Here is a 23,277-nt window from a genome sequence, read left to right on the forward strand (position 1 = left end):
CGGGTCAGCCCCGTAGGTCGTCCCAGGTGATCACCGGGCTCCCGGACCGGAGGCTGAAGTCGATGGCCGGGTCCCGCACCGGCCACTTCAGCCGGAGCCAGCCGGGGACGGTGGCCGGGATGCCGTCGTCGGCCGCCAGGTGCCAGAAGGTGTTGGAGTCCTGGCGGGCGAAGTAGGGGCAGAAGAAGGAGACGACGACCGTCACCCGCCGCCCCCGGGTCACCGGGGAGACGGCATGGAAGATCCGGCTGCCGTGCAGGAAGAGCGTCGCCCCGCGCTCCCCGCACGGCGCCTCCTTGATCCGCGGATCGCCCTCCCGGGCGCCCGGGAACTCGTCCGTGCGGCCCCGGAAGTAGCTGAAGCGGCCGCCGTCGTAGTCCTCGTAGCCGTTGAGCTGGATGGTCAGGACGTAGTCCATGCCGTCGTGGTGCCACTTCACGACGTCCGAACGGCCGTCGGCCTCGAAGTAGTTGATCTGCACCGTGGGGATCCGCAGCGGATGCGGGATCAGGGGCACCCCGGCCAGGCGGGAGCAGGTCAGCAGGAAGCCCCGGTCGCGGATCATGTTGTTGATGAACGCCGACATCAGATCGGCGCTGCGGACCCGCCGGGTGGTGATGAACCGGGCGGTGCCGGCCGCACCCTCCAGCCTGTCGCACACCTCGGTCAGGCAGTCCAGGCCCTCCGGGGTGAGGATCTGCACGGGCCCGACGAGAGCGGTGTCGTCCACCGTGCCGTAGCCGGTGTTCAGCTCGTGGGAGGCGTAGCCGAACTCCTGGAGCCCCACGCGCGGGCCCTTGACGTCCGGGGCCACTAAGTCGCCGCGCCAGCGGGGCTCCCCGGGCAGCCCGGGGACACGCCGCGGCTTTCTGCCGCGCAGCGCGTGGAGGAACTGATCGAACCCGGTGGCCATCTTCGGGTGGTTGAGGAGGCTGCTTGTGCGGGAGCCGCCGCGGGGTCTCTCTCGGGTCGTCGCCATGAGGCGATTGCAGCGCCCGGCCCCGCGCCCGGCAAGGGACGGGTTCCCGCCACGATCGACGGCATCCCGCCGCCGCAGGGCCCTCCGCAGGTGCTCAGAGGGTGCACGCCGGGCCGGGCCAGGGGTAGCGCACCCGGGTGAGGGACTCGGAGGTCTCCCACAGCCGGCGCGCGAGAGCGGCGTCCTCGGCCAGCACCGGCAGCTCCACCGGGCCGGGGGCGCCGCGCTCCTCGAAGTGGCCGGTGGGCCCGTAGAAGCCACCGGGCGTGATGCCGGGGGCGGTGGCAGCGTAGAGCGAGGGCCACGCCGCCTGCTCCACGGGCTGGCCGACGAAGCGCTCCAGCAACAGCCGTTCAAGGGCCCGCACCGGCCGGGAGGCGTACCGCTGCAGGCCCGTCAGGCTGGTGCCCGGGTGGACGGCCAGGCTGGTCAGCGTGGTGCCGGCCGCCCCGGCCCGGCGCTGCAGCTCCACGGCGAACAGCACGTTGGCCAGCTTGGACTTGGCGTACGCGGCCATGGGCCGGTACTTGTGCGTGCTCTGCGGGTCCGACAGCTCGGCGATGGGGCTGCGCGAGATGGCGGCGCTGACGGTGACCACGCGCGGGGCGGGCGCCGCGAGGAGCAGCGGGAGCAGCCGGCCGGTGAGGGCGAAGTGGCCCAGGTGGTTGGTGCCGAAGGTCAGCTCGAAGCCGTCCTTGGTGGTGCGGCGCTCCGGAACGGCCATCACCCCCGCGTTGTTGACGAGCACGTCGACCGGGCGCCCGGCGCTCTCCATCCGGTGGGCGAACCCGGTGACGGACGCCAGGTCGGCGAGGTCCAGCATGTCGGGGCGCACCCGGGCGCCGGGCACCTCGCCGGCCAGCCGCTCGGCCGCGTGCCGGGCCTTGCCCGCGTCCCGGCCGGTCAGCACGGTCTCGGCACCGGCCCGGGCCAGGGCCCGCGCGGTGGCGTAGCCGATGCCGCCGTTCGCACCGGTCACCACGGCGAGCCGGCCCTCCTGACCCGGCATGTCCTCGGGGGTCCAGCTGTCGTGCACGTGACTCCTTGGCGGCCGGTCGCGAAAGGGCGTCCGTATTGTCCGCCGGGCGGGCAGCCGCCGCGGGAAGGCGCGCCCGCCGGTGGCGGCGGCTCACACGGCGGCGGCCCCGGGCGGCGCCCCGCTCGCCACCTCGTCCGCGACCTGGCGGGCCTGCCGGACCACGTTGCGCAGGTGGTTGGAGAAGGGGATGCGCAGGTGCGTGCCCACACCCACCACCCAGATGCGCTCGGGCGGCGCCTCCGGGGTGCGGCGCACCCGCAGGTCGGCCGCCAGCCGGTCCACGGCGGTGCCCCCGGCCGGTGGCGGCCAGGCGAGGTGCAGCGCCCCGCCGCCGGGCGCCCAGTGGAGTTCCGGCAGGTGGAAGCCGGTGGCGTTGACGACGTGGTCGAAGTGGACCGGAGCGCCCGGATCGGGCCAGGTCACCCGCCATCCGCCGGTTTCCGGGGCGACCGCCCGCGGGTAGTGGGGCGCCACGTCGAGCACACCCGAGGCGACGTGCGCCAGCAGCCGCCTGGCGTTGACGACCGTCAGCGCCGTCACATAGCGGCTGGTGAACCAGGAGAAGCGCGCCATCAGCGCCCTGAGCCGCTCGGCCGGCAGCTGCGCGCCGAGCGCGATGACCGCCTCCATGACGGCCACGCCCAGGCCCGTCCACGGGCAGGCGCCCGCGTCCACGAGCGCCGTCTCCTCCCGCAGCCGCTGCACGGCGTCGGGGGCGACGGAGACCTGGCGGCGCAGCGGCCGGTCGCCGAGCAGCCGGACGGCCTCGACGACATGCCGCCGGACCTTGTCCTCCAGCAGCGGATCGGCGGGGTCCAGGGAGGCGATGCGGTCGAGCGGCGGCAGCTCGCGCACGGGCGCGGCCAGCGACACCCGCACCGAGGGCAGCAGGCCGGACGGGGAGGTCATGGTGGTCCGGTGACCGTCGCGGCACAACAGCAGCGCCGCGTCGACGGCCGACTGGTGGGTGCCGAGGACGAGCACGCGGCTGCCGGGCCGTACCGCCTTGCGGGTGCGCTCGGCGGGGTACGGGCTGTCCAGGTACCGGGGGTGGCCGGTGAAGGGCTCGAAGCCGGCCGGGATGCGCGGGCGGTGGACGCCCTGGCACAGAACGACCTGGTCGGCGGTGACGTCCTGGCCGGTGCTCAGCCGCAGCCGCAGCGGCCCGCCCGGCGCACCCGGCCGCGTGTCGATCCGCTCGGCCGCGGCCCGCACGTGCCGCACGTCGACGCCGAGCGTCTCGGCCTCCGCCCGGGCCTCGGTGCAACGGGCGTGGCAGTACTCGGCCATCCGGGCCCGGGGCACGCAGTCGAGGGGGTCACCGCGCAGGCCCTGCTGCCGCAGGTGGTCGGTGAAGTCGCCCGGCCGGTCGGCAAGGAGGGAGTTGACCTCCGCGGCGCTGTTGCACAGCAGCAGCTCGTCGTGGTCACCGAACGCCAGCCCCCACCCGACGGGGTTCGGGTCCACCAGCAGCACCGACCGGACCGGCGCGCCCCCGCCCTGCGCGAGCGCGCGCACCAGATGCAGAAAGACGCTGGTCCCGGCGACACCCGTACCCACGATCGCCACATCCCGCCCCCGGGACGCCATGCGTTCCATGGGCCACCTCCCTTCCGAACCTCACCCTGCCCCCGCTCTCATGGCGGAATGCGTGGGCACCGGTTCGCCCTGGGCGATTCCGCTGAGAGCGTGCGGGGCTCCCCAAAACGGCTGCCAGGAGGCAGGGTCGCAGCCATGAGACTGCTGATGCTCGGAGGTACGGAGTTCGTAGGGCGCGCCGTCACGGACGACGCCCTGGCGCGCGGCTGGGAGGTGACGGTCTTTCACCGGGGCCGTCACGAGCCGCCGCCCGGCGTCGCCGCGCTGCACGGCGACCGCACGGCCGCGGGCGGGCTGGACGCGCTGGCGCAGGGCGAGTGGGACGTCGTGGTCGACACCTGGTCCGCCGCCCCGTCCGCGGTGCGGGACACCGCCCGGCTGCTGGCCGGACGCGTCGGCCGCTACGCGTACGTCTCCAGTGCCTCGGTGTACGCCTTCCCCCCGCCGGGCCGGCTCTCCGAGGAATGCCCTCTGGTGGACGGGTCGCCCGACGCGGGGCAGACGGACTACGCCGCGGACAAGCGGGGCGGTGAGCTGGCGGCCGTCGAGGCGTTCGGCGAGCGGGCGCTGCTGGTGCGTGCGGGGCTGATCCTGGGGCCGTACGAGAACATCGGGCGGCTGCCGTGGTGGCTGGGGCGCATCGCGCGCGGCGGTGCGGTGCTCGCGCCGGGCCCGCGCGACCTGGCGCTGCAGTACATCGACGTGCGTGATCTGGCGGCCTGGACGCTGGACGCGGTGGAGCGCGGGCTGGGCGGCCCCTACAACCTCGTCAGCCCCTCGGGTCACAGCACCATGGGCGACCTGCTGGAGGCGTGCGTGCGGGCCACGGGGTCGGACGCCGAGCTGCGCTGGACGGAACCGGAGCGGATCCTGGCGGCCGGGATCGAGCCGTGGTCGGAGCTGCCGGTCTGGATGCCGCCGGGAGAGCTGTACGAGCGGTTCCACTGCGGTGACGTGTCCAAGGCCGTGGCGGCGGGGCTGCGGTGCCGCCCCGTGGCCGAGACGGTGGCGGACACCTGGGCCTGGCTGGAGGGCCTGGGCGGGGTGGCGCCGCAGCGCCCCGACCGGCCGGTGGTGGGACTGGACCCGGAGAAGGAGGCGAAGGTGCTGCAGGACGCCCTTTAGGGAGGGTGGCGCACGGCGCCGGGGCTCACCCCACCCCCCGCGGGGCGTGCCGCAGATAGGCCAGCACGGCGCTGACGCGGCGGTGGAGCTGGGGCTCCTCCGCCAGGCCGAGCTTGGCGAACGTCGAGTTGACGTGCTTCTCGATCGTCGACTCGGACAGCACCAGCGCCTGTGCGATCGCGCGGTTCGTCTTGCCCTCCGCCATGTGCCGCAGCACGTCCAGCTCCCGCCGGGTGAGCCCCGCCAGCGGGGCGTCCGCGGCGCGGGTGTGGCTGCCCATGAGCACCTCGACGATGCGCGGGTCGACGACGGAGCGCCCGGCGGCCACCTCGCGCAGCGCCCGCAGCAGCTCGTCGAGCTCGCCGATGCGCTCCTTGAGCAGGTAGGCGAGGCCGTCGGTGCCGCGCTGGAAGAGGTCGAAGGCGTAGTTCTCGTCCGCGTGCTGGGAGAGCATGACGACGCCGATGCCGGGGTGGCGGGCCCGGATGGCGTGGGCGGCGGCGATGCCCTCGGTGTGGTGGCTGGGCGGCATGCGGATGTCCGCGATGACGGCCTCGGGGCGCAGCTCCTCGACGGCGTCGAGGAGTTCCGCCGCGTCGCCCACCGCCGAGACGACCACGACGTGCCCGGTGTCCTCCAGCAGCCGTCTGGTGCCCTCGCGCACCAGGTAGTGGTCCTCGGCGATGACCACGCGCATCGGTTCCTCAGTCACTGATCTCCTCCCGCACACGCTCGGCCAGCCGGGAGCGGATCAGGGTGCCGCCGTCCGTCCCGCTGGTGATCAGCAGGTCTCCGCCGACCGCCTCGATCCTGTCCCGCATGCCGGTCAGCCCCGACCCCCCGGTGGTACCGGTGGCAAAGCCGACGCCGTCGTCGTGGACCTCCACCAGCAGCCAGCCTTCCGTGCGCGATATGCGGATCGTCACGTGCGAGGCGTTCGCGTGCTTGAGGATGTTGGTCAGCGCCTCCGAGACCACGTAGAAGGCGGATTCCTCGATGTCGAGGGCGAAGCGCACCCGGTCCAGGGACTCCTCGATGCGCACGGTGACCGGGATCGGCATCCGGCGGGCGCGGGAGGTGACGGCGGCCACCAGGCCCTGGTCGGTGAGGACCGGCGGGTGGATGCCGTGGGCGACCTCGCGCAGCTCGTCGATGACGCGGTAGGCGTCGTCCTGGACCTCGGTGAGCACCGTGTCGATGTCGCCGCCGCGGGCGAGCCGGTTGCGGGCGAGCCTGAGCTTGGCGACGAGGGCGACGAGGTCCTGCTGGATGCCGTCGTGGAGGCGGCGCTCGATGCGGCGCCGCTCGCTGTCCTGGGCGTGCACGATGCGGGCTCGGGAGGCGTCCAGCTGCCCGGCCTGGCGCTGCACCTCGTCGACGCGGGTGGACAGTTCGGCGGCGAGCCGGGCGTTGTGCACGGCGAGCGCGGCCTGCCGGGCGAGGGTCTCCACCACGTCGTGGTCCTCGGGCGTGAACCGGCCCTCCGCCTTGGGGCCGTACTCGATGAGGCCGAGGATGTCGTTGCCGTACCAGAGCGGGAAGCCGCCGGCGGTGCTGCTGCGCCGCTCGCCGCAGGGCGGTTCGCCGGCGGTGCCGAGGTGGGCGGGCAGGTCCCCACCGCCCAGCCGCACCCGGGCCCAGCGGAGGTTGAGGCCCTCCTGGAGGCCGGCGGCCAGCTGGGGGGCCAGCCGGTGCAGGTCGTAGGCGTGCTCCAGGGCGCTGCCGAACTGGACGATCAGCTCGAAGCTGCTGAGCCGGTTGCCGAAGACGTGCCGCTCGGCCAGCCGGTTGAGCCGGGCGCGCAGCGGCTGGAACAGGGCCGTGGCGGTGACGGCGACCAGGACCGACAGGCCGATCGGGAAGTACTGACCGGCCGTCAGCCCGAGCGTCATCGCCATGCCCAGGTACCAGCCGCTGATGATCAGCCACAGCGTTCCGTAGACGACCGAGCGGCGGATGACGATGTCGACGCCCAGGAGCCGGTACCGGAACGCGGCGTAGACGACCGAGAGGGAGATGAGGACGTACGGCAGGGCGCCGAGCACCGAGCCGACGAGGTAGAGGATCCCCGACTCGCCGTGCCAGGTGCGGAACAGCCGGGACGCGGCCCGGCCCAGGAAGAGCACCGCCGCGGTGACGGCGACGGGCAGCAGGGCGGCGACGTCCCGCTGCCCGGCCGACCGGGCCCGCAGGCAGCGGGCGACCAGCAGCGTGGCGCCCACCCCGGGCAGCCATGCCTCCGGGTAGTAGAACACCACGTATTCCACGATCCGGGTGGGCACGCCCGCCAGCGGCAGCGCGAGCGGCAGGGCCTGCAGGATCCACAGCGAGCGCAGGACCGGGCGTTCGTGGCCGTAGCGGTGGCGGCCGTCGGGCAGCAGGGCCAGCAGGTGGACGACGAGGATGCTGACCGCCAGGTTGTCCCACTCGGCGGGCAGGACGAACAGGCACGCCTCAGGGGAGGGCAGGCCGTTCTCCGGGGCGGTGAGGTCCCAGCCGTACCAGGTGGTCAGCAGCGCCGAGGTGTAGCGGATGCCGATGCTGACGGACAGCGCGGTGCCGACCAGCAGCAGCCGGCGGGCGACCGGGCTCGCCGGGGCGTGCCACCACGCGAACAGCCCGGCGCAGTAACAGGGCAGCACGGAGCCCAGGATCCACGGCAGGGTGACGGTGTTGTTCCGCAGCAGAAACGCTCCGGTGGTGACGGCCCACAGCAGGCACAGCCCGCCGAAGACCGCGGCGATCCGTATCGGCAGGACCCTGGGGGGTGTCCTCAACGCGAAGCCCTCACGCGCGACATTATCGGGGCCGCCCCGGCGGGAGTCCAGATGATGTCCCGCAGACGGCATAGCGGAAAACCGCCAACGCGATCGGAGGATTCCGGGGTGTTCCCGGCGGGGCCCGGCCCAGCAGGCTCTGATTGCCCGCCATTTGCCCGGTGTTCACCGCTCCTCCTGCCGCCCCCGACTCCCCCGGTACGACGATCGATTGTGCGATTCAAGGAAAGCCGAAAGGTAACCATGAGTGTGTCTTCCGGTCCCGAGGTGGTCGTCTGGGACACCACCTATGCCTGTCCGCTGCGCTGCTCGCACTGCTATTCGGAATCCGGCAGGCGGGCACCGCGGCAATTGAGCCATGCGGACATGCTCCGGGTCGCCGACGCGCTGATCTCGCTGAATCCGCGCGTGGTCGCGCTCTCCGGCGGTGAACCCCTGGTCGTCAAGGGGATCTTCGAGGTCGCCGAGCGGCTTTCCCGGGCGGGCGTCAAGACGGCCGTCTACACCAGCGGCTGGATCATGGAACCCTGGATGGCGGCCGAACTGGCCCGGGTCTTCGACGAGGTCGTCGTCAGCCTCGACGGGGCGACGGCACAGGTCCACGACCGGATCCGGGGCCGCCGCGGCTCCTTCGACCGGGCGCTGAGCGCCCTCACCCTGCTCGACGGGGTGGCCCGGGAGCGCAGGCGCCGGAAGCGGGCGCCGCTGTGGTTCGGCATCGACTGCGTCGTCATCCGCAGCAATTTCCCCCAGCTCGAGGAATTCTGCACGGCCATTGCCCCCAGGTTCCCGGAATTGCGCAGCCTGACGTTCAACGCCGCCGTTCCCGAAGGCCTGGCCAGCCGCCCGGAATTCGGCCACTTCGAACTTCTCGACGACGACCAGGTGGCGCAGTTGACGAGCGAGCGGCAGCGCGAGCGGCTCCAGCGGCTCGCGCCCGCCGGGGTGCGGGTGTTCACCACGGACAATCAGAACCTGGTGATGCGGCCGGAGCGGTTCGCCAGTGGCGTCGACACGCTCGTGATGCAGATCGAACCGGATGGTGCCGTGCGTGCGCTGCCCGTCTACGAAGGGACAGTGGGAAACATTCTCCGGGAATCCCCGCTCGACCTCTGGTACCGGGGCGTCTCCCGGCTGAAGGACCCCTTCGTGGTGGAGACCCTTTCGGCGGTGCGCACCATGCAGGACTGGGCGGAAGCGGTCCGGCGCATGGATTATCACTTCGCCTCCCCGGAGGACCGGTCGCGCATCGACCGCCGCGCGGTGCGCACGAATCCACCGGAATTCAGCGCCCTCGCGCTCTAGGAAACCCTCACGCCGACAGTCCTCGCCCCGAAAGGGACGCGCCGTGCTGACGCTCAAGGACTACGACCGCTTCTGCCTCGCCGACCCCGACTTCTACGACCTCCCCGAGCGCTGCCCCGACGAGGGGGACCGGCTCGCCGCGGCACGACGGGTCCCGCCGCCCGGCTGGGAACGCCGCGAGTCCGGCTGGCGGATCACCATGCGGCCCCTCGGCACCACCCCGCCCGCACAGGGCTGGCGGGTCCACGTCTCGGTCGGCATGCCGGACGTGGCCAGGGCCGTGGAGATCGTGTGGGGCCACTGCGTGGAACGAAAGCTGGCGTTCGACTTCATTCGCAGCACCACCACCGCCCGCGCGCTCAACGACGAGCGCGGCGACCGGCTCACCGCGGGCCGGCTCGTCACCGTCCACACCGCGGACGAGGACGAACTCGCCACCGTCCTCATCGAACTGGGCGTCCTCCTCGACGGCCTCACCGGCCCGTACGTGCTGGGCACGCTGCGGCACGGCGCCGGTCCGCTGTACACCCAGTACAGCACCCCCGGGACCCGCCCGGCCGCCGCCTTCGCCCTGCCGGACGGGCAGCCGCTCCCGGACGTGCTGCGCGCCGACCTGCGGGCGCTGCGCGTCGGGCCGCCCGGCGGCTTCCCGTACCGGGTCGAGCGGGCACTGCGGCTGCGCGCCGGGGGCGGGACGTACCTCGCGGTCGACCGGCGCTCCGGGGAGCGGGTGGTGCTGCGGGAGGCCCGTCCGCACGCCGGTCTCGACCGGTGGGACGAGGACGCCGTCGCCCGGCTCGCCCGGGAGCGGGCCGCGCTGGAGCAGCTGGCCGGCCTCGCGTGCGTGCCGCGGCTCACCGAGCACCGGGCCTACGCCGAACACCGCTTCCTCGCCCGCGAGTACGTCGAGGGAACGACGCTGGAGGCCGCCGCCGCGCGCGCCTTCCCGCTGACGACCGCCGAGCGGGCCGCGCGGGAGACGGGCCCGTACACCGACTGGGCGCTGGCCGTCCTGGACCGGATCGAGCGGGCGCTGCTCCACATCCAGGCGCGCGGGCTGCGCTTCGGGGAGCTGGGCCCGGAGCACGTCGTGCTGCGGCCGGACGGCCGCGTCGTCCTCGTCGGGCTCGCCTCGCTCACCGACCTGGCCGACGGCCGGCCGTCCCCGGTCGGCGACCCCGGGTTCACCGCACCCGAGGGGCTGCGGGGCGCGGCCGCCAACCGGTACCTGCTCGACCGGCTGCGGCTGTGGCTGTTCCTGCCCGTGCCGTACCGGGAACCGGCGAAGCTGCACACCCTCACCGCCGCCGTCGAGCGGCACTGGCCCGTGCCGCCCGGCTACGGCACGGCGCTGCTGGCGGGCCTGTGGCCGACCGGCCGGCCGCAGGAAACGGACCGGGCGGGGGCGCTGTTCACGGCGGAGCGGCCCGACTGGCCGGCGATCCGCGCCTCGCTCGTCCACGGCATCCACAGCACCGCCACCCCCTGCCGCCCGGACCGGCTGTTCCCCGGCACGCCCACCGGGCCGCACACCATCGGCGGCCACGCGTTCGGCTACGGCGCGGCCGGCGTCCTCTACGCGCTGCACCGGGCGGGCGCCCGCGTCCCCGGTCCGTACGCCGACTGGCTGGTCGCGGCGGCCGCGCGGGACGGGCGGCCCCGGCCCGGGCTGTACGACGGCCTGCACGGCGTCGCCCTCACCCTCGATCTGCTCGGGCGGCGCGAGGACGCCCTCGGACTCCTCGACCGCTGCCGCGCCGCGGAAGCCGCGGAGAGCCGCCCGGACCTCGCCGGAGGCACCGCGGGCATGGCCCTGAACCTGCTGCACTTCGCCTCCCTGACCCGGGACTCCGCACTGCACGACCGTGCCCTGCGGCTGTGCGAGGGCCTGGCCCGCCTCGTCCGGGACGGCCCGCTGCCCGCCCCGCGGCGCGGCCCCGCCCCGTACGGGCTGCTGCACGGCGCCACCGGGATCGCCCTGCTCTTCCTGCGCGTGTACGAGCAGACGGCGGACGCGTCCTGGCTCGGCCTGGCCGAGCGCGCGCTGGCCCTGGACCTCGCCCGGCTGCGGCCGCTCCCCGACGGCACCGTCGCCCTCTTCGACGGCACCGCCCGGCTGCCCTACCTGCACGGCGGGAGCACCGGCCTCGCCTTCGTCCTGCGCGACCTGCACGCCCACCGCCCGGACCCGGACCGGGCGGCGCTGCTGACCGCGCTCCGGAACACCTGCGACCCCCTGTACGTGTGCAACGCCGGGCTGCTGCGGGGCCGGGCGGGCTCGATCGCCGTCCTCGCCGCGCTCGGCGAGCCGGCCGACGGCCCCGCCCTGCTGCGCCAGGTCCGGCGGCTGGCCTGGTACGCGCAGTCGTACCGGGGGCACCTGGCGTTCCCCGGCTTCCGCATGCTCCGGCTGTCGGCCGACCTGGCGACGGGCGCCGCGGGCGTCCTGCTCGCGCTGGACTCGGCGTTCGAACGGAGCGGTCCCGTCCTGCCCTTCCTCGATGCGCAGCCGGCCCCGCCCCCGAGGGGAGGTGAACGACGTGTCGGAGATCCTGGAGCTGCAGGAGCTGGAGGAGGAGCCCCCCGCCCAGTGGCCGTGTAGCAACAGCTACCACAGCACCCTCGGGCAGGTCTGAGCGGCCGAGGGAGGCGCGCCGGCCGTTCGCCCCGGACGGTTGCGGCCGGCGCGCCGTCAGGTCACCGGCAGCAGGCGGAGGAGAGGACATGCTCGCTCAAGGCCACCTCGTCGCGGACCCGCTCTTCGTGGATGCGCTCGACCGGGTCGAGGACACCGCCAGCAGGTTCGCGCGGGCCGACCGGCCGACGCCCCCGGGCTGGCGGCGGGCGGAGCGCGGCGGCTGGGTGGTGCTGCGGCGGGCAGGCGCCCGGCTGCCGGAGCAGGGCTGGAAGATCCATGCGTCCGCGACGGCCGAGGAGGCGCCGCGGGTGGTCGACGCGGTGTGGGAGTACTGCGTCGAGCGGGGCATCAGCTTCAAGTTCCTGCGCAGCCGCACCATGCTGGCGCTGGTCAACAGCAAGCGGGCACCCCGGTCGGCGGGCGGGAAGCTCGTCACCATCTACCCGCGCTGCGAGGAGCTGCTGGAACGGGCGCTCGAGGAGCTGTCGGCGCTGCTGCGCGGGGTCAAGGGCCCGTACATCCTCAGCGACCTGCGCTGGGGCGAGGGCCCGCTGTACCTGCGCTACGGGGGCTTCGCGCCGCGGTACTGCTTCTCGCGCGACGGCGAGTACGTGCCCGCGATCGTGCGCCCGGACGGCGAGCCGGTGCCGGACGTGCGCGGCGCCGTCTTCAGGGTCCCGCCGTGGGCGGGGGTGCCGCCCTTCATCGGCACCCGGATCCGTGCCGTCCGGGAGGACGCCTCCGGCGGGCTGCCCTACCGTGTGGAGCGGGCCCTGCACTTCTCCAACGGCGGCGGCGTCTACCGGGCCGTCGATCCGCGCACCGGGCGCCGGGTGGTGCTCCGGGAGGCGCGCCCGTACGCCGCGGTCGACGACAACGGCATGGACGCGGTGGCCCGGCTGGCCCGTGAGCACGCCGTGCTCCAGCGGCTCGCGGGCCTGGGCTGCGTGCCGGAGGTGCTGGCGCTGACCCGGCACTGGGAACACCACTTCCTCGTCGAGGAGTTCGTCGAGGGGGAACGCCTCCACGAGGCCGTCGCCCGCCGCCATCCCCTCTTCCACCCCGGCTCGGGGGCGGAAGAGAGGGCCGGGTACGCCCGCTGGGCGTGCGCGGTCCTGGACCGGATCGAGGCCGCGGTCGCGGCGCTGCACGAGCGGGGCGTGGTCTTCGGCGACCTCCAGCCCGGCAATGTGCTGGTGCGGCCGGACGGCAGCGTCTGCCTCGTCGACTTCGAGACGGCCTTCGACATGACGGAGGCCTTCACGCCCGTCCTGGGGACGGCGGGCTTCGTGGCCCCGTGGGCCCGGTCGGGGCGTGCGGTCGACGAGTACGCCCTGAACTGCCTGCGGCTTGCGGTCTTCTGCCCGCTGACGCAGCTGATGCGCTTCGACGCGCACAAGCACGAGCAGCTGATCCGTACGGTCGAGGAGCGCTTCCCGGTTCCCCCGGACTACGGAGACCGGCTGCGCCGGGGGCTCGCCCCGCCGCCGGACGGGAGCCCGGTACCGGCCGTGGGCTGGCCGGACGCCGCCGACGGCTGGGACGGGGAGGCCGCCGACCGCTGGGAGCCGGTGCTGGCCTCGATGCGCGAGGCGGTCCTGCGCAGCGCCACGCCGGACCGGGCGGACCGGCTCTTCCCCGGCGACGTCCAGCAGTTCGACGGCCAGGAGGCGGGCCTGGCGTTCGGCGCGGCCGGGGTGCTGCACGCCCTGCGGGCCACCGGGCCCGGCGACGGCGCGCACCTCGGCGCGTACGCGGACTGGCTGGCCCGGGCCGCGGAGCGCGCCCGCTGGCCCCGGCCCGGGCTCTACGACGGGCTCGCGGGCATGGCGTACGTGCTCGACGAGCTGGGCCGACCGCAGCAGGCGCGCGAGGTCCTCGGCCGGCTGACCGCCTTCGACCTGAAGGGCTGCGGGACCGGGCTGTTCGGCGGGCTCGCCGGAATCGCCCTGACCTTCCTCCGCTTCGGCGACCGCGACACGGCGGCCCGGCTGGCCGGCCGGCTCGCCGCCGCGCTCGACGGCGACGGCGACGGTCCGGCGGACGGCGGGGAGGCGGGGCTGATGCGCGGCTGGTCGGGTCCCGCGCTGCTGTTCGTCCGGCTCTTCGGCGCGACCGGCGACGAGCGCTTCCTGCGCCGCGCCGAGGCCGCGCTGGCCCGGGACATCGCCCGCTGCGGGGTGGGCGGCGGCCGGTACGTCCACGTGCGCGACGGGCAGCGGCGGCCGACGGGCCTGGGCCGGGGCAGCGCCGGGATCGGCATCGTCCTCCACGAGTACCTCCGGCACCGCGAGGACCCGCACTTCGCCCGGCTGCGCGACCGCATCCGCGACGGCCTGGGGACGGAGCTGCTGCTGTCGTCCGGCCTGCTCGGCGGGCACGCCGGGCTGCTGTACGCGCTGGCGCACCTCGGCGGGCCCGCGGACCTGGTCCGGATCCAGCTGCGCGGGCTGGGCCGCCACGCGGTGCGCTACCAGGGCGAGTTGGCGTTCCCGATGGAGGGGCTGCTGCGGCTGTCGATGGATCTGGCGACCGGGACGGCAGGGGTGCTGCTGGCGGTGCACTCGGCAGTGCGGCCGGAATCGGCGGGTTCGCTTCCCTTCCTGCGCCCCGGGTGACGGCCGCGCGCGCCGGGGTGCGCGCGCTGCGGCGCAGGCGGTGGGGGTGTGCTGCCGGAGGCCCGCGAAGCGGGGTGGCTCCTGTGATCTCCGGGGGTAGTCAGGGGCCGGTGAGCGCGTCGGCACAGGTGCGCGCCATGGCTTCGAGGCTTCTCGCAAAGGGAGTTGTGCATGTTCGGCAGGCGTGGACTTCGTGGGTTCGGTGTCGCGTTCGGCACCCTCGCACTGATCGGCGCGTCCCTGGCGTGGGCTCCGGCCGGCCAGGCCCACGGGACGGCGGTGACGATCGGCTGCACGGGACACGAGAGCACCACCTACAGTCCGGGGCTGTCCCTCACCCCCAGGGACGTCGGGGTCCGGGCGGACGCCGCCTACTCCTGCACGGAGTCCCCGAGGCACGAGCTGGCGGCCGTCGGCCACATCGCGGGCGTCTCGCCGGATTCCACCTGCCTGGGGCTGCACTCGCCCCACGGGCGGGAGTTCGTGCGCTACGGGGACGGCCGGACCTCCGTCATCGACTACACCGCCTCCTCCGCGGTCCGCGTCCTGGGCGTCAACACCGTGCGGCTCCAGGGCATCGTCACCGAAGGGGTCGGCAAGGGCGGGGAGGCGACCCGGGACATCCAGCTGCTGCCCGGCGGCCTGCCGGCCGACTGCCTGACGGGGGACGGGATCCGGCACGCCACGGGAGGGGTGAACCTGATCATCCACGCCCCCGGCAGCGGCAAGGCCTGACGTCGCACCGGCCGTCCGCACCGGGCAACCGCCGGGGGCGGACGGCCCGTCAGTGGCCTCCCGTCACCTTGAACCCGCGCGGCACCATCAGCGGAGCCCCGCGCAACCGGAACGGCAGGCCTGGCCCGGGCCCGTCGGTCAGTCCGCCGTGGGGCCCTGCCGCCGGTGGATCCGGGCGGCGTCCTGCGCCACGCCGGTGAGCCAGGCCGCCGCGTCGACGGTGAGCAGCACCCGGGCGGGGTCCGCCGCACCCGCCCGGTGCACGGCGCACCGCAGCACTCCCGACGCCTCGGGAGTGTCGAAGCGCGGGGCCGGAGCGGCGGGCGTGCGCAGGGCCTCCGCGGACCGGAGGCTCTCGGCCGCCACCCGCTCCGCCAGGACCGTCAGCTCCGCGGCCACGTCCTCGGGCAGCGGCGCAGCCGTCCCGATGGCCTGATGTCGTATCAGCAGCAGCTCCCCGCCGCGCACCGTGTGGTACCCGGCCTGCAGCGCAGCCTCCCAGGGCGGGTGCGGCAGGCGCCGGGGAAGGCACTCGGTCTGGTACTGGCAGTACGAGGCCTCGGCGAGGAGCATCGCGCGGCGCGCGGACCACAGCGGGTCCGCGGGGCCCGGCCGGCCGCACAGCACGTCGGTGACGGCCCGGCAGGCCGCGGCCCCCTCGGCGAGGAAGGCGGCGAGGGCGGACCGCAGTTCGCCGTGGCCGCCGCGGGGCCAGGCGACCAGGCTCGCGACCGCGCTGACAGCGCCGCCGATCAGCACGTCGACGAGCCGCACCGCCGGGAGCCGCCAGTCCGGGTTCGACAGCTGCGCGAACATCAGGACGATGGCGAGGGTGAACGCGGCCTGTGCACCGGCCGGTCCGATCAGCGGTCCCACGGTGAATCCGACGAGCAGGACGACGGGCAGCACGGCCGCGTAGCAGAGCGGGCAGTCCCCGACCGCGGAGAGCAGGACGGCGGCCGCCGCGGCACCGGCGAACGTGCCGACGAACGCCGGGCGCAGGGCCGCACGGGTGTCGGCCGCCGAGGTGCGCATCAGGCTGATGGTGCCCAGCAGGACCCAGAACCCGTGCTCCAGCCCCAGCTCTCCGGCCAGGAGCCGGGCACCGGCCAGGGCCAGGGCCACCCGCAGCGCGTTCTGGAACAGGACCGAACGGTGCGTCAGATGCACTCGCAGCCGCCGCCACCACAGCACACGGGTCGGCACGGCGGCGTACCGGAGCGGCCCCACGGGCTCCGCCCCGGCAGCGGGACGGGCGCCCAGGGCGATGCGGGACGCGGCGGTGGCCAGCCGGGCGCCTTCGGCGGCCGCCCTGACGATCGCTTCCTCCTGCAGCCGCGCGGGCGAGGCGCCCGGCAGCCCGTCCGCGCGGGCGGCGTCGAAGGCAGCGACGGCCTCCGCCATGCGGCCGCCGTCCTCAGGGGGCGGGGTGCCGTCGTGGAGCCCCGCGGCAACGGGCCGCAGGGCGGTCGCGATCCGTCCCAGCAGCTCGGCCGCGGCCGGGGTGCCCGGGGCCGGCCCGCCGCGGGCCGCGTGCAGCCGGTCGAGCTGGTCGCGGATGTGCCGGACGGCCGCGCGGGTGTGGTTGAGGGCCCGGTCGCGCGCCGACGGCGAGGTGGGGCGCTCGGTGCCCGGCAGCCGGGAGAGCCTGGTCGCCTCGATGGCCCGGTCGGCCGCGGGCCCGGCGTCCCCCGCCCCCACGGCGGCCGCCGCACAGCCGTCGGCCACGGCGGCGGTCGCGGCGGCGAGCCGGACCCGGAAGGGCACGGGCGTCGGCTCGGGCCACAGCACGCGCTCCACCAGGGCCGTGAGCAGGAAGCCGAGGGTGAGGCCCGCCAGCCGGGAGCCCAGCGTCTGCGGCGCGTAAGGCGGGAAGCACGGCAGGACGTAGTAGAGCTGGAACGCGACGTTCAGGCCGATGGGCCGGGGCCCGGCCACGCTGCTGTAGGAGACGGCGAAGCCCACCACGAACATCCCGGCGGCCGCGGCCCAGTCGCGAACGGCCAGCAGCGTCCCCGCGGTGACCAGGAGACAGCCGACGGGCAGCGCGCCCAGCAGGACGTGCGTCCGCTGCCGGGCCGTGCCGGGGATGTCGCAGAACAGCACCAGCGGCAGCGTGCCGAAGATGGCGTAGAGCCCCATGACCGGGTCGCCGAGCCCATAGATGCAGCCGTAGAACCCTGCGCACCCGGCGACGGTCACCCAGAGGGCGCGCCGCGCGGCCCGCAGCCCCTCGGTCCGCCGGCGCGGGAGGTGCTCCGAAGGGCTCGTCCCCGGTGGCTGCCCGGTCGGGGTGCGGGAGCGGATCATGGCGTTTCCCCAGCCTAGGCGGGCCCCCGGGGAGCCGCGACCCGGCCGCAGGTTTGGCCGGTTCCGGAACACCGGGCCGGTTGACCGTCAAGAAGAGCTCTGCATACGTTTCCTGAGGAAATGCGCATGCGAGCGAATGAGTGGAAGTGAAGTCCGCGGCCTCCCGGTGCGGAGGCGGTCACGATGTGGGGGACGATTCCCTTGGACGCATCCGCCTTCGACGCCGCTCTGTCACAGGGCCGCCCTTTCGGCGACAGCGACTGGGCACAGGAACGAATGCACCGGGAATTCCTGCACCTCCTGGAAAAGTGCGCAGCGGCCGTGCCGACCGCACGCCGATTACACGACGCACTGGCGACGACGGACCCGGAGAGCCGCCGCCGCACACTCGGTGATCCCGTGCTCCGTACCGTCGTCCGGCAGACGTTCGCGCGCGTCGTCAACGGACATGACACGACGCTCTCCCCCGCCCTGTGCGAGGAGGTCCTGCGGGAGGCTGCCACCCGGCCGGGGGCAGCGGAGCACACGCCCCGGATCCGGAGCGAGGGCCGTGCCGACGGCGCCTACGGACGGGCCCTCCGGCAGGTGGTCCACGACGCGTACGGCGAGCTGCCGTGTCACCCCGATGCCGCGGACGCGGCCGCGCTGCGGAAGGCCGTGCGGCTGCTCGGGGACGTGCTCCCGCTCGTCTCGCGCAGCGCGCTGAGCCATGTGCACCTGCTCGTCCTCCTGCCCGGAGCGACGGTCCGGGCCGGGAGACCGCCCCGCCCGCGACTCCGGCCGGAGGGGGCCGTGTTCCTCGACCGGGAGGTCCTCGGCGATCCCCGGCGGGCGGCCGAGCATCTGCTGCTCGAGTCGCTGTGCCGGAAGCTGGACGACATACGGCTCGCCCGCCCTCTGCTGGACCCGGACACCGGGCGCAGCTGCGAGCCGGCTGCGGAACCCCGCGCCGTCGTGGCCCCGTGGAACTCCCCCGGGCTCGGCGCGGCCAACTCCTGGTGCGCCCACCGGACGCTGACCGCGTTCCACGGGTACGTCCACCTCGCCCTGTTCCGCACACTGGCCGGGCGGCTGCCGGACGCCCGCCGGGCGCTCGAGCGGGCCCACTACCTGCGCACCGGCCTCCGCACCGGCTGCGGCCCGGACCTCTCACCGGCCGGGCGGCAGCTGGTGGCGTGGCTGGGCCGGGTCCTGGACGCACTGGACCCCGCGCCGCCCCCGCCCGGCTCCGTCCTGCACCTGCTGCTGCACCGCTATGTGCGCGAGGCCCGCCGGGTCGAGCTGAGCCCCCTCGCCGACGACCTGGCCGCGCCGCTGGCCTCCCTGCTGAGGAGCGAGTTCGCGGCCGTGCGCGCCGTCCTGGCCGGGCTGGGCGCCTGGGACGAACTCGCCGGCCTCACGGCCGCCCGCCGCAGGCACCCGTTCCCCGAGGTGCGCCGCCTGGTCGCGAAAACCCTGCTGGGGCTGGCCCCCGACGGCTACAGCCTCAACGCCCTCGCGCCCGGAGCCGCCCGGCCGCCGGACGAGAGGGTGCGCGAGATGGTCGAGGCGTCGAGCCGGGAGCTGGCACTCCTGGGCGCGCTGGACCAGGGCCTGCCCGACGGGTTCACTCGACGGCGTCGAGATACACCCAGTTGCCGTCCTCGCGCACGAAGCGGCTGAGTTCGTGCTGGGAGTCCGCCTGCCCCTGGACGCTGTAGTGGGCGCGGAACTCCACCGTGCCCTCGTTGTGGAACGGGCTGCCGCCCGTCGTGGCGAGGATGTCGAGCCCGGTCCACCGGATGTCGTCGTCGAGGTCCAGCGCGGGCGGGCGGGTCGTGGAGTGCCAGGTGCGCAGCAGATAGGCGGTGTCCCGGACGGCGAAGGCGCTGTAGCGGGAGCGCATCAGCCGCTCGGCCGTGGGGGCGGTGGCATCCCCGCGGTGGAAGGCCCCGCAGCAGTTGCCGTAGCTCTCGCCGAGCCCGCACGGGCAGGGCGAGGTGGTGGTGATCGCCGGCTCCCGGCGTGCGTTTCGTCTGGACACGCCTCGATTCTGCCTGCCGAGGGGCGCGGAGGTACGCCCGGGGTTCAGGTGGTTTTCCTTCGCCGGTCCCTGTCCCCCACCGCTGTGTGACGGCTGTCGCGCAAGCCGGCGATTCTGCAGGGAATCCGGCGGGCGGAAAGCGTTCCGGCAAGACCGCCTCCAAGTTGCCGGAAATATTCATCTACGTAGCATTTTGTCGTGGTGCGACGCCTACCGATATCCGTCGGCCCGCCGCAGTCCGCGGCGGGCCCGCTGGACTGGTCCCTGGTGAGCGGTTGGATTCCGGTGACCGTCATGGCCGTCGGCCTGTGCGCGCTCGTCGCGCTGTTCTTCTCGCGGCAGCGCAGGTGGTGGGTCCGCTGGGCCCCGGCCGCCGTGCTGCTCGCCGCACTGCTCACCTGGCTGCTGCGGACGGCCGTCGATGACTGGCTCCAGCCCTTCCCCGACCCCCTGCCCACGGGCGTCGTCGTCTGGGTGGGCGTCGCCGTCCTGGGCGTGTGTCTCGCCGCCTTCCGGATCCCGCTGCTGCGGCCCCGGTACTGGGCCGGTGCCGTGCTCGCCGCCCTCCTCGTCGTGCTGCTGGGCGCCTCACAGGTCAACCGCCACTTCGACCAGTACCCGACGGCCCGCAGCGCCCTCAACGCCTGGCTGGAGAAGACGACCCGCCTCAGCGAGGCCACCGGCACCGACGAGCCCGTCCTGCACGTGCCGGAGGGCAAGGCGATCTCCGAGGCGTGGCGGCGCCCGGCCGGGCTGCCCGCCGACGGCACGCTCTCCCGGACCGGCATCCCGGGCACCACCTCGGGCTTCAAGGCCCGCGACGCGTACGTCTACCTGCCACCCGCCTACAAGGCCGCCCCCCGGCCGCTGCTGCCCGTCCTCGTGCTCATGGCCGGCCAGCCGGGCTCGCCCGACGACTGGATCAACTCCGGCGGGCTGGTCGAGACGATGAACGCCTTCGCCCGTGACCACCAAGGGCTCGCCCCCGTCGTGGTCGTCGTCGACCCGCTCGGCTCGCAGTTCGCCAACACCCTCTGCATGGACTCCCGGCTCGGCCGCGTGCAGACCTATCTCGCCGTCGACGTCCCCGGCTGGATCCGCGCCCACCTCCAGGTCGCCACGGCCCGCACCGCATGGGCCGTCTCCGGCATCTCCTTCGGCGGCACCTGCTCCCTCCAGCTGGGCGTCAACGCACCCCAGGTCTACGGCGTCGTCAACGACGTCTCCGGCCAGGAGGCCCCCACCCTCGGCAGCCGGAAGAAGACGATCGACAAGGCCTTCGGCGGCGACGCCGCGGCCTTCGAGAAGGCCAACCCGCTCGATGTGATGGCCCGGCAGCGGTTCCCCGACACCGCGGCCGCCTTCGTCGCCGGCAGCAGCGACGGCACCTACCGGCCTCAGCAGCGGAAGGTCTACGAGGCCGCCGTACGGGCCGGTATGCGCGCCGAGTGGGTGCTGCTGCCCGGCGGCCACAGCTGGCAGGTCTGGCGCCCCGGCCTGGAGCGCCAACTGCCCTGGCTGGCCCGGCAGACGGGGCTGATCCCATGAGCACCGGCGCCGCCCCACTGCCGCCGCCCGCGCCGACCGTCGGCGACAGCGCCCATCCCTGGCGCGTCACCCTCGACCGGCTCCTCGTCCCCGTCCGCCACGCGCCCTTCACCCTGGGCTTCCTCGCGGTGCTGTGGATCGTCGGAGCGGTCACCGGGAGCCTGGGGTCGGGCCCCAGCAGGCACCGCATGGAGCGCATCGGCGTCGGCGTCCCGGCACTCGCCGAGGGCCGCTGGTGGACCCCGGCCAGCTCCCTGCTGTGGTGCTCCGGGATCGGCGGCTACATCGGCTCCACGCTGATCGTGCTGCTCCTGGTGACCCCCTCCGAGCGCCGCCTGGGCGTGGCCCGCACCGCGGGCGCCCTGCTGGGCGGCCAGGTCCTGGGCACCCTGCTCGGCATCGGCGCCGTCAAGCTCGGCCAGGTCGCGGGCGAATGGTGGCTGGAGGAGCTGGCGGGCGACCTCGCCGTGTCCCCCAGCGTGGGCGCGCTCACCGTCGGCGGGATCCTCAGCTACCGGCTCACCGCCCTGTGGCGGCGCCGCACCCGCCTCGGCATCGTCGCCTTCGCGCTGGTGATGGCCCTCTACGTCGGCCATCTGCAAGGCGTGCTGCGGTTCGGCGGCGCGGTCGTCGGCCTCGTCGCCGGCGCCCTCCTGTACCACCGCACCGGCCCCTTCCGGCTGCGGCACTCCTCCCACACCGAGGCCCGGGTGCTGGTCGCGTTCGTGGTGGCCGCGGCCGCCATCGGGCCGATGGTGGCCATCCTCTACCGCGACGCGTACGGCCCCCTCAACTCCTTCCAGCTCTACGTCGCCGTCCGGCCCACCGCCCAGGAGGTCGCCGACGCCTGCGCGTCCTCGGCGGAGGACTGCCACTTCGTGTACGCGCTGCGGAACTTCTACGACTCGCCGGCCGCGGTCATGGCCGTGCTCGTCCCCGCGCTGATGCTCGTCCTCGCCGAGGGGCTGCGGCGCGGGCTGCGGCTCGCCTGGTCGCTGGCGGTGCTCGTCCACCTCGCCTGGATCGCCCTGTTCTCCTGGTGGCTGCACGACTTCCTCAGCCATCCGGCCGCCTGGGCCGAGCCCACCGAACGGTCGACGTACGCCCAGGCGTTCGCGGAGCAGATGCTGCTGCCCGTCCTGATCGTGGCCCTGCTCCTCGTCACCCGCGCCCGCTTCGACCTGCGCCTGCCGCGCTCGGCGACACGCGGGCTCGCTGCGGTGACCGGTGGCGCGCTGCTGCTCGCCTGCGCGGTGTACGTCGGCATCGGCTACGCCGTACGCGGCCAGTACGACCCCGAGGCGACGCCCGGACTGCTGGCGTCCGGGCTGGTGTCGGAGTTCCTCCCGCCGACCCTGATCGCCACCTTCACGGACTGGCCGGTCCCGGTGGGCGGCACCGCCCAGGCCCTGCACCAGTACTGCGGCCTGCTCTTCTGGCTGGTCACCCTCGTCGCCCTGCTGATCACCTTCCGCCGCCCCCGGCTGCACACCGACGCGGACGCGGCCGTACGGGCCCGGGAGCTGCTCGTCGCGCACGGCGGCTCCACGCTCTCCTACCTGACGACCTGGGACGGCAACTCCTACTGGTTCGACGAGCACGGGCGCGCCGCCGTCGCCTACCGCGTCATCTCCACGGTCGCCCTGACGACGGGCGACCCCTTCGGCGTGCCGGAGGCCCGGGCGGACGCCGTCGCCGGGTTCTCCCGCTTCTGCGACGAGCGCGGCTGGACCCCCTGCTTCTACAGCGTCGGCGCCGAGTCCCGCGAGGCCGCCGAGCGGCTGGGCTGGCGCTCGGTCCAGGTCGCCGAGGACACCGTGGTGCCGCTGCCGGACCTGGCTTTCACCGGCAAGAAGTGGCAGGACGTCCGCACGGCCCTGAACAAGGCCAAGAAGGAGGGCATCACCGCCGAGTGGTGGTCGTTCCCCGACGCCCCCGTCGCCCTCACCGACCAGGTGCGCTCGATCTCCGAGGAGTGGGTGGCCGACAAGGGCCTGCCGGAGATGGGCTTCACCCTGGGCGGCCTGGACGAGCTGGACGACCCGGCCGTGCGCTGCCTGCTGGCCGTGGACGGGGACCGCACGGTGCACGGCATCACCAGCTGGATGCCGGTGTACGAGGACGGGGAACCGGTGGGCTGGACACTGGACTTCATGCGGCGCAGGGCGGGCGGATTCCGCGGCTCGATGGAGTTCCTCATCGCCTCGGCGGCCCTGGGCTTCCAGGAGGAGGGCGCGCGCTTCCTCAGCCTGTCGGGCGCGCCCCTGGCCCGCAAGGCCACGGAGGAGCCCCCGGTCGCGCTCCAACGGGTGCTGGACTACGGGGGAAAGGTCCTGGAGCCGGTCTACGGCTTCCGCTCGCTGCTCGCGTTCAAGGCGAAGTTCCAGCCCCGGTACCGCCCGATGTACATGGCCTACCCGGACCCGGCCGCCCTGCCCGTCATCACGCGTGCGCTCACCAAGGCGTATCTGCCGCACATGACGGCGGCGCAGGGGGTGCGGCTGGTACGGCAGTTCTCGTCGTAGAACAAGCTGCCGTCCGGATCCGGACACTGTACGGTCACCGGGACCAGCGGTGTCTG

At 74.5% G+C, this 23,277-nt stretch carries 15 protein-coding genes; 8 read left to right on the forward strand and 7 right to left on the reverse strand.

Annotated features, from left to right (window positions below):
- Positions 1–4: 4 nt before the first annotated feature.
- The 3 genes from AC1Z4A_RS01470 to AC1Z4A_RS01480 all read right to left on the reverse strand — a co-directional run bounded on the left by AC1Z4A_RS01470 (position 5) and on the right by AC1Z4A_RS01480 (position 3,617).
- Positions 5–979, reverse strand: coding sequence for a hypothetical protein (locus tag AC1Z4A_RS01470; protein ID WP_483675979.1), 975 nt, complete (start codon positions 977–979; stop codon positions 5–7).
- 94 nt (positions 980–1,073) lie between these two features.
- Complete coding sequence (locus tag AC1Z4A_RS01475) at positions 1,074–2,015, reverse strand: oxidoreductase (RefSeq protein WP_483675980.1); 942 nt, start codon at positions 2,013–2,015, stop codon at positions 1,074–1,076.
- Between the two features lie 93 nt (positions 2,016–2,108).
- Positions 2,109–3,617 (reverse strand): FAD/NAD(P)-binding protein, encoded by a 1,509-nt coding sequence (locus tag AC1Z4A_RS01480; protein WP_483675981.1) that lies wholly within the window; start codon positions 3,615–3,617, stop codon positions 2,109–2,111.
- Positions 3,618–3,752: 135 nt separating this feature from the next.
- On the opposite strand from AC1Z4A_RS01480, the gene AC1Z4A_RS01485 reads away from it, so the two are divergent.
- Positions 3,753–4,742: an NAD-dependent epimerase/dehydratase family protein gene (locus AC1Z4A_RS01485; protein ID WP_483675982.1), complete on the forward strand. Its 990-nt coding sequence runs from the start codon at positions 3,753–3,755 to the stop codon at positions 4,740–4,742.
- A 25-nt stretch (positions 4,743–4,767) separates the two neighbouring features.
- Here AC1Z4A_RS01485 and AC1Z4A_RS01490 read toward each other — a convergent pair whose 3' ends face one another.
- Both AC1Z4A_RS01490 and AC1Z4A_RS01495 read right to left on the reverse strand, forming a co-directional pair.
- Complete coding sequence (locus AC1Z4A_RS01490) at positions 4,768–5,439, reverse strand: response regulator (RefSeq protein WP_483683473.1); 672 nt, start codon at positions 5,437–5,439, stop codon at positions 4,768–4,770.
- Between the two features lie 7 nt (positions 5,440–5,446).
- Entirely contained in the window at positions 5,447–7,519 is a 2,073-nt protein-coding gene (locus AC1Z4A_RS01495) for a GAF domain-containing sensor histidine kinase (protein ID WP_483675983.1), read from the reverse strand.
- Between the two features lie 243 nt (positions 7,520–7,762).
- Between AC1Z4A_RS01495 and AC1Z4A_RS01500 the strand changes: the two genes are divergently transcribed.
- From AC1Z4A_RS01500 to AC1Z4A_RS01515, 4 genes are all read left to right on the forward strand, one after another.
- Positions 7,763–8,824: a radical SAM protein gene (locus AC1Z4A_RS01500; protein ID WP_483675984.1), complete on the forward strand. Its 1,062-nt coding sequence runs from the start codon at positions 7,763–7,765 to the stop codon at positions 8,822–8,824.
- A 43-nt stretch (positions 8,825–8,867) separates the two neighbouring features.
- Positions 8,868–11,426 carry a class III lanthionine synthetase LanKC N-terminal domain-containing protein gene (locus AC1Z4A_RS01505; protein ID WP_483675985.1) on the forward strand — a complete coding sequence of 853 codons (2,559 nt, stop codon included), beginning with the start codon at positions 8,868–8,870 and terminating at the stop codon, positions 11,424–11,426.
- Between the two features lie 122 nt (positions 11,427–11,548).
- Positions 11,549–14,080, forward strand: a complete 2,532-nt coding sequence (gene lanKC / locus AC1Z4A_RS01510) for a class III lanthionine synthetase LanKC (RefSeq protein WP_483675986.1) — start codon at positions 11,549–11,551, stop codon at positions 14,078–14,080.
- A 171-nt stretch (positions 14,081–14,251) separates the two neighbouring features.
- Positions 14,252–14,815, forward strand: coding sequence for a hypothetical protein (locus AC1Z4A_RS01515; RefSeq protein ID WP_483675987.1), 564 nt, complete (start codon positions 14,252–14,254; stop codon positions 14,813–14,815).
- A gap of 138 nt (positions 14,816–14,953) precedes the next feature.
- Here AC1Z4A_RS01515 and AC1Z4A_RS01520 read toward each other — a convergent pair whose 3' ends face one another.
- Positions 14,954–17,125, reverse strand: coding sequence for an FUSC family protein (locus AC1Z4A_RS01520; RefSeq protein WP_483675988.1), 2,172 nt, complete (start codon positions 17,123–17,125; stop codon positions 14,954–14,956).
- A gap of 321 nt (positions 17,126–17,446) precedes the next feature.
- Here AC1Z4A_RS01520 and AC1Z4A_RS01525 point away from each other — a divergent pair, with 321 nt between their 5' ends.
- A complete protein-coding gene (locus tag AC1Z4A_RS01525) occupies positions 17,447–18,787 on the forward strand; it encodes a hypothetical protein (RefSeq protein ID WP_483675989.1) in 1,341 nt (446 codons plus the stop codon).
- Here the strand turns inward: AC1Z4A_RS01525 and AC1Z4A_RS01530 are convergent.
- Positions 18,732–19,148 (reverse strand): YchJ family protein, encoded by a 417-nt coding sequence (locus AC1Z4A_RS01530; protein ID WP_483675990.1) that lies wholly within the window; start codon positions 19,146–19,148, stop codon positions 18,732–18,734. The two genes, AC1Z4A_RS01525 and AC1Z4A_RS01530, sit on opposite strands and share 56 nt — an antisense overlap.
- Before the next feature lie 198 nt (positions 19,149–19,346).
- Here AC1Z4A_RS01530 and AC1Z4A_RS01535 point away from each other — a divergent pair, with 198 nt between their 5' ends.
- Both AC1Z4A_RS01535 and AC1Z4A_RS01540 read left to right on the forward strand, forming a co-directional pair.
- A complete protein-coding gene (locus AC1Z4A_RS01535) occupies positions 19,347–20,696 on the forward strand; it encodes an alpha/beta hydrolase (RefSeq protein ID WP_483675991.1) in 1,350 nt (449 codons plus the stop codon).
- Positions 20,693–23,221, forward strand: a complete 2,529-nt coding sequence (locus AC1Z4A_RS01540; protein WP_483675992.1) for a bifunctional lysylphosphatidylglycerol flippase/synthetase MprF — start codon at positions 20,693–20,695, stop codon at positions 23,219–23,221. The genes AC1Z4A_RS01535 and AC1Z4A_RS01540 overlap by 4 nt, the downstream gene beginning before the upstream one ends.
- The last annotated feature ends 56 nt before the right edge of the window (positions 23,222–23,277 follow it).

The organism is Streptomyces sp. 17_S59 (assembly GCF_056930295.1).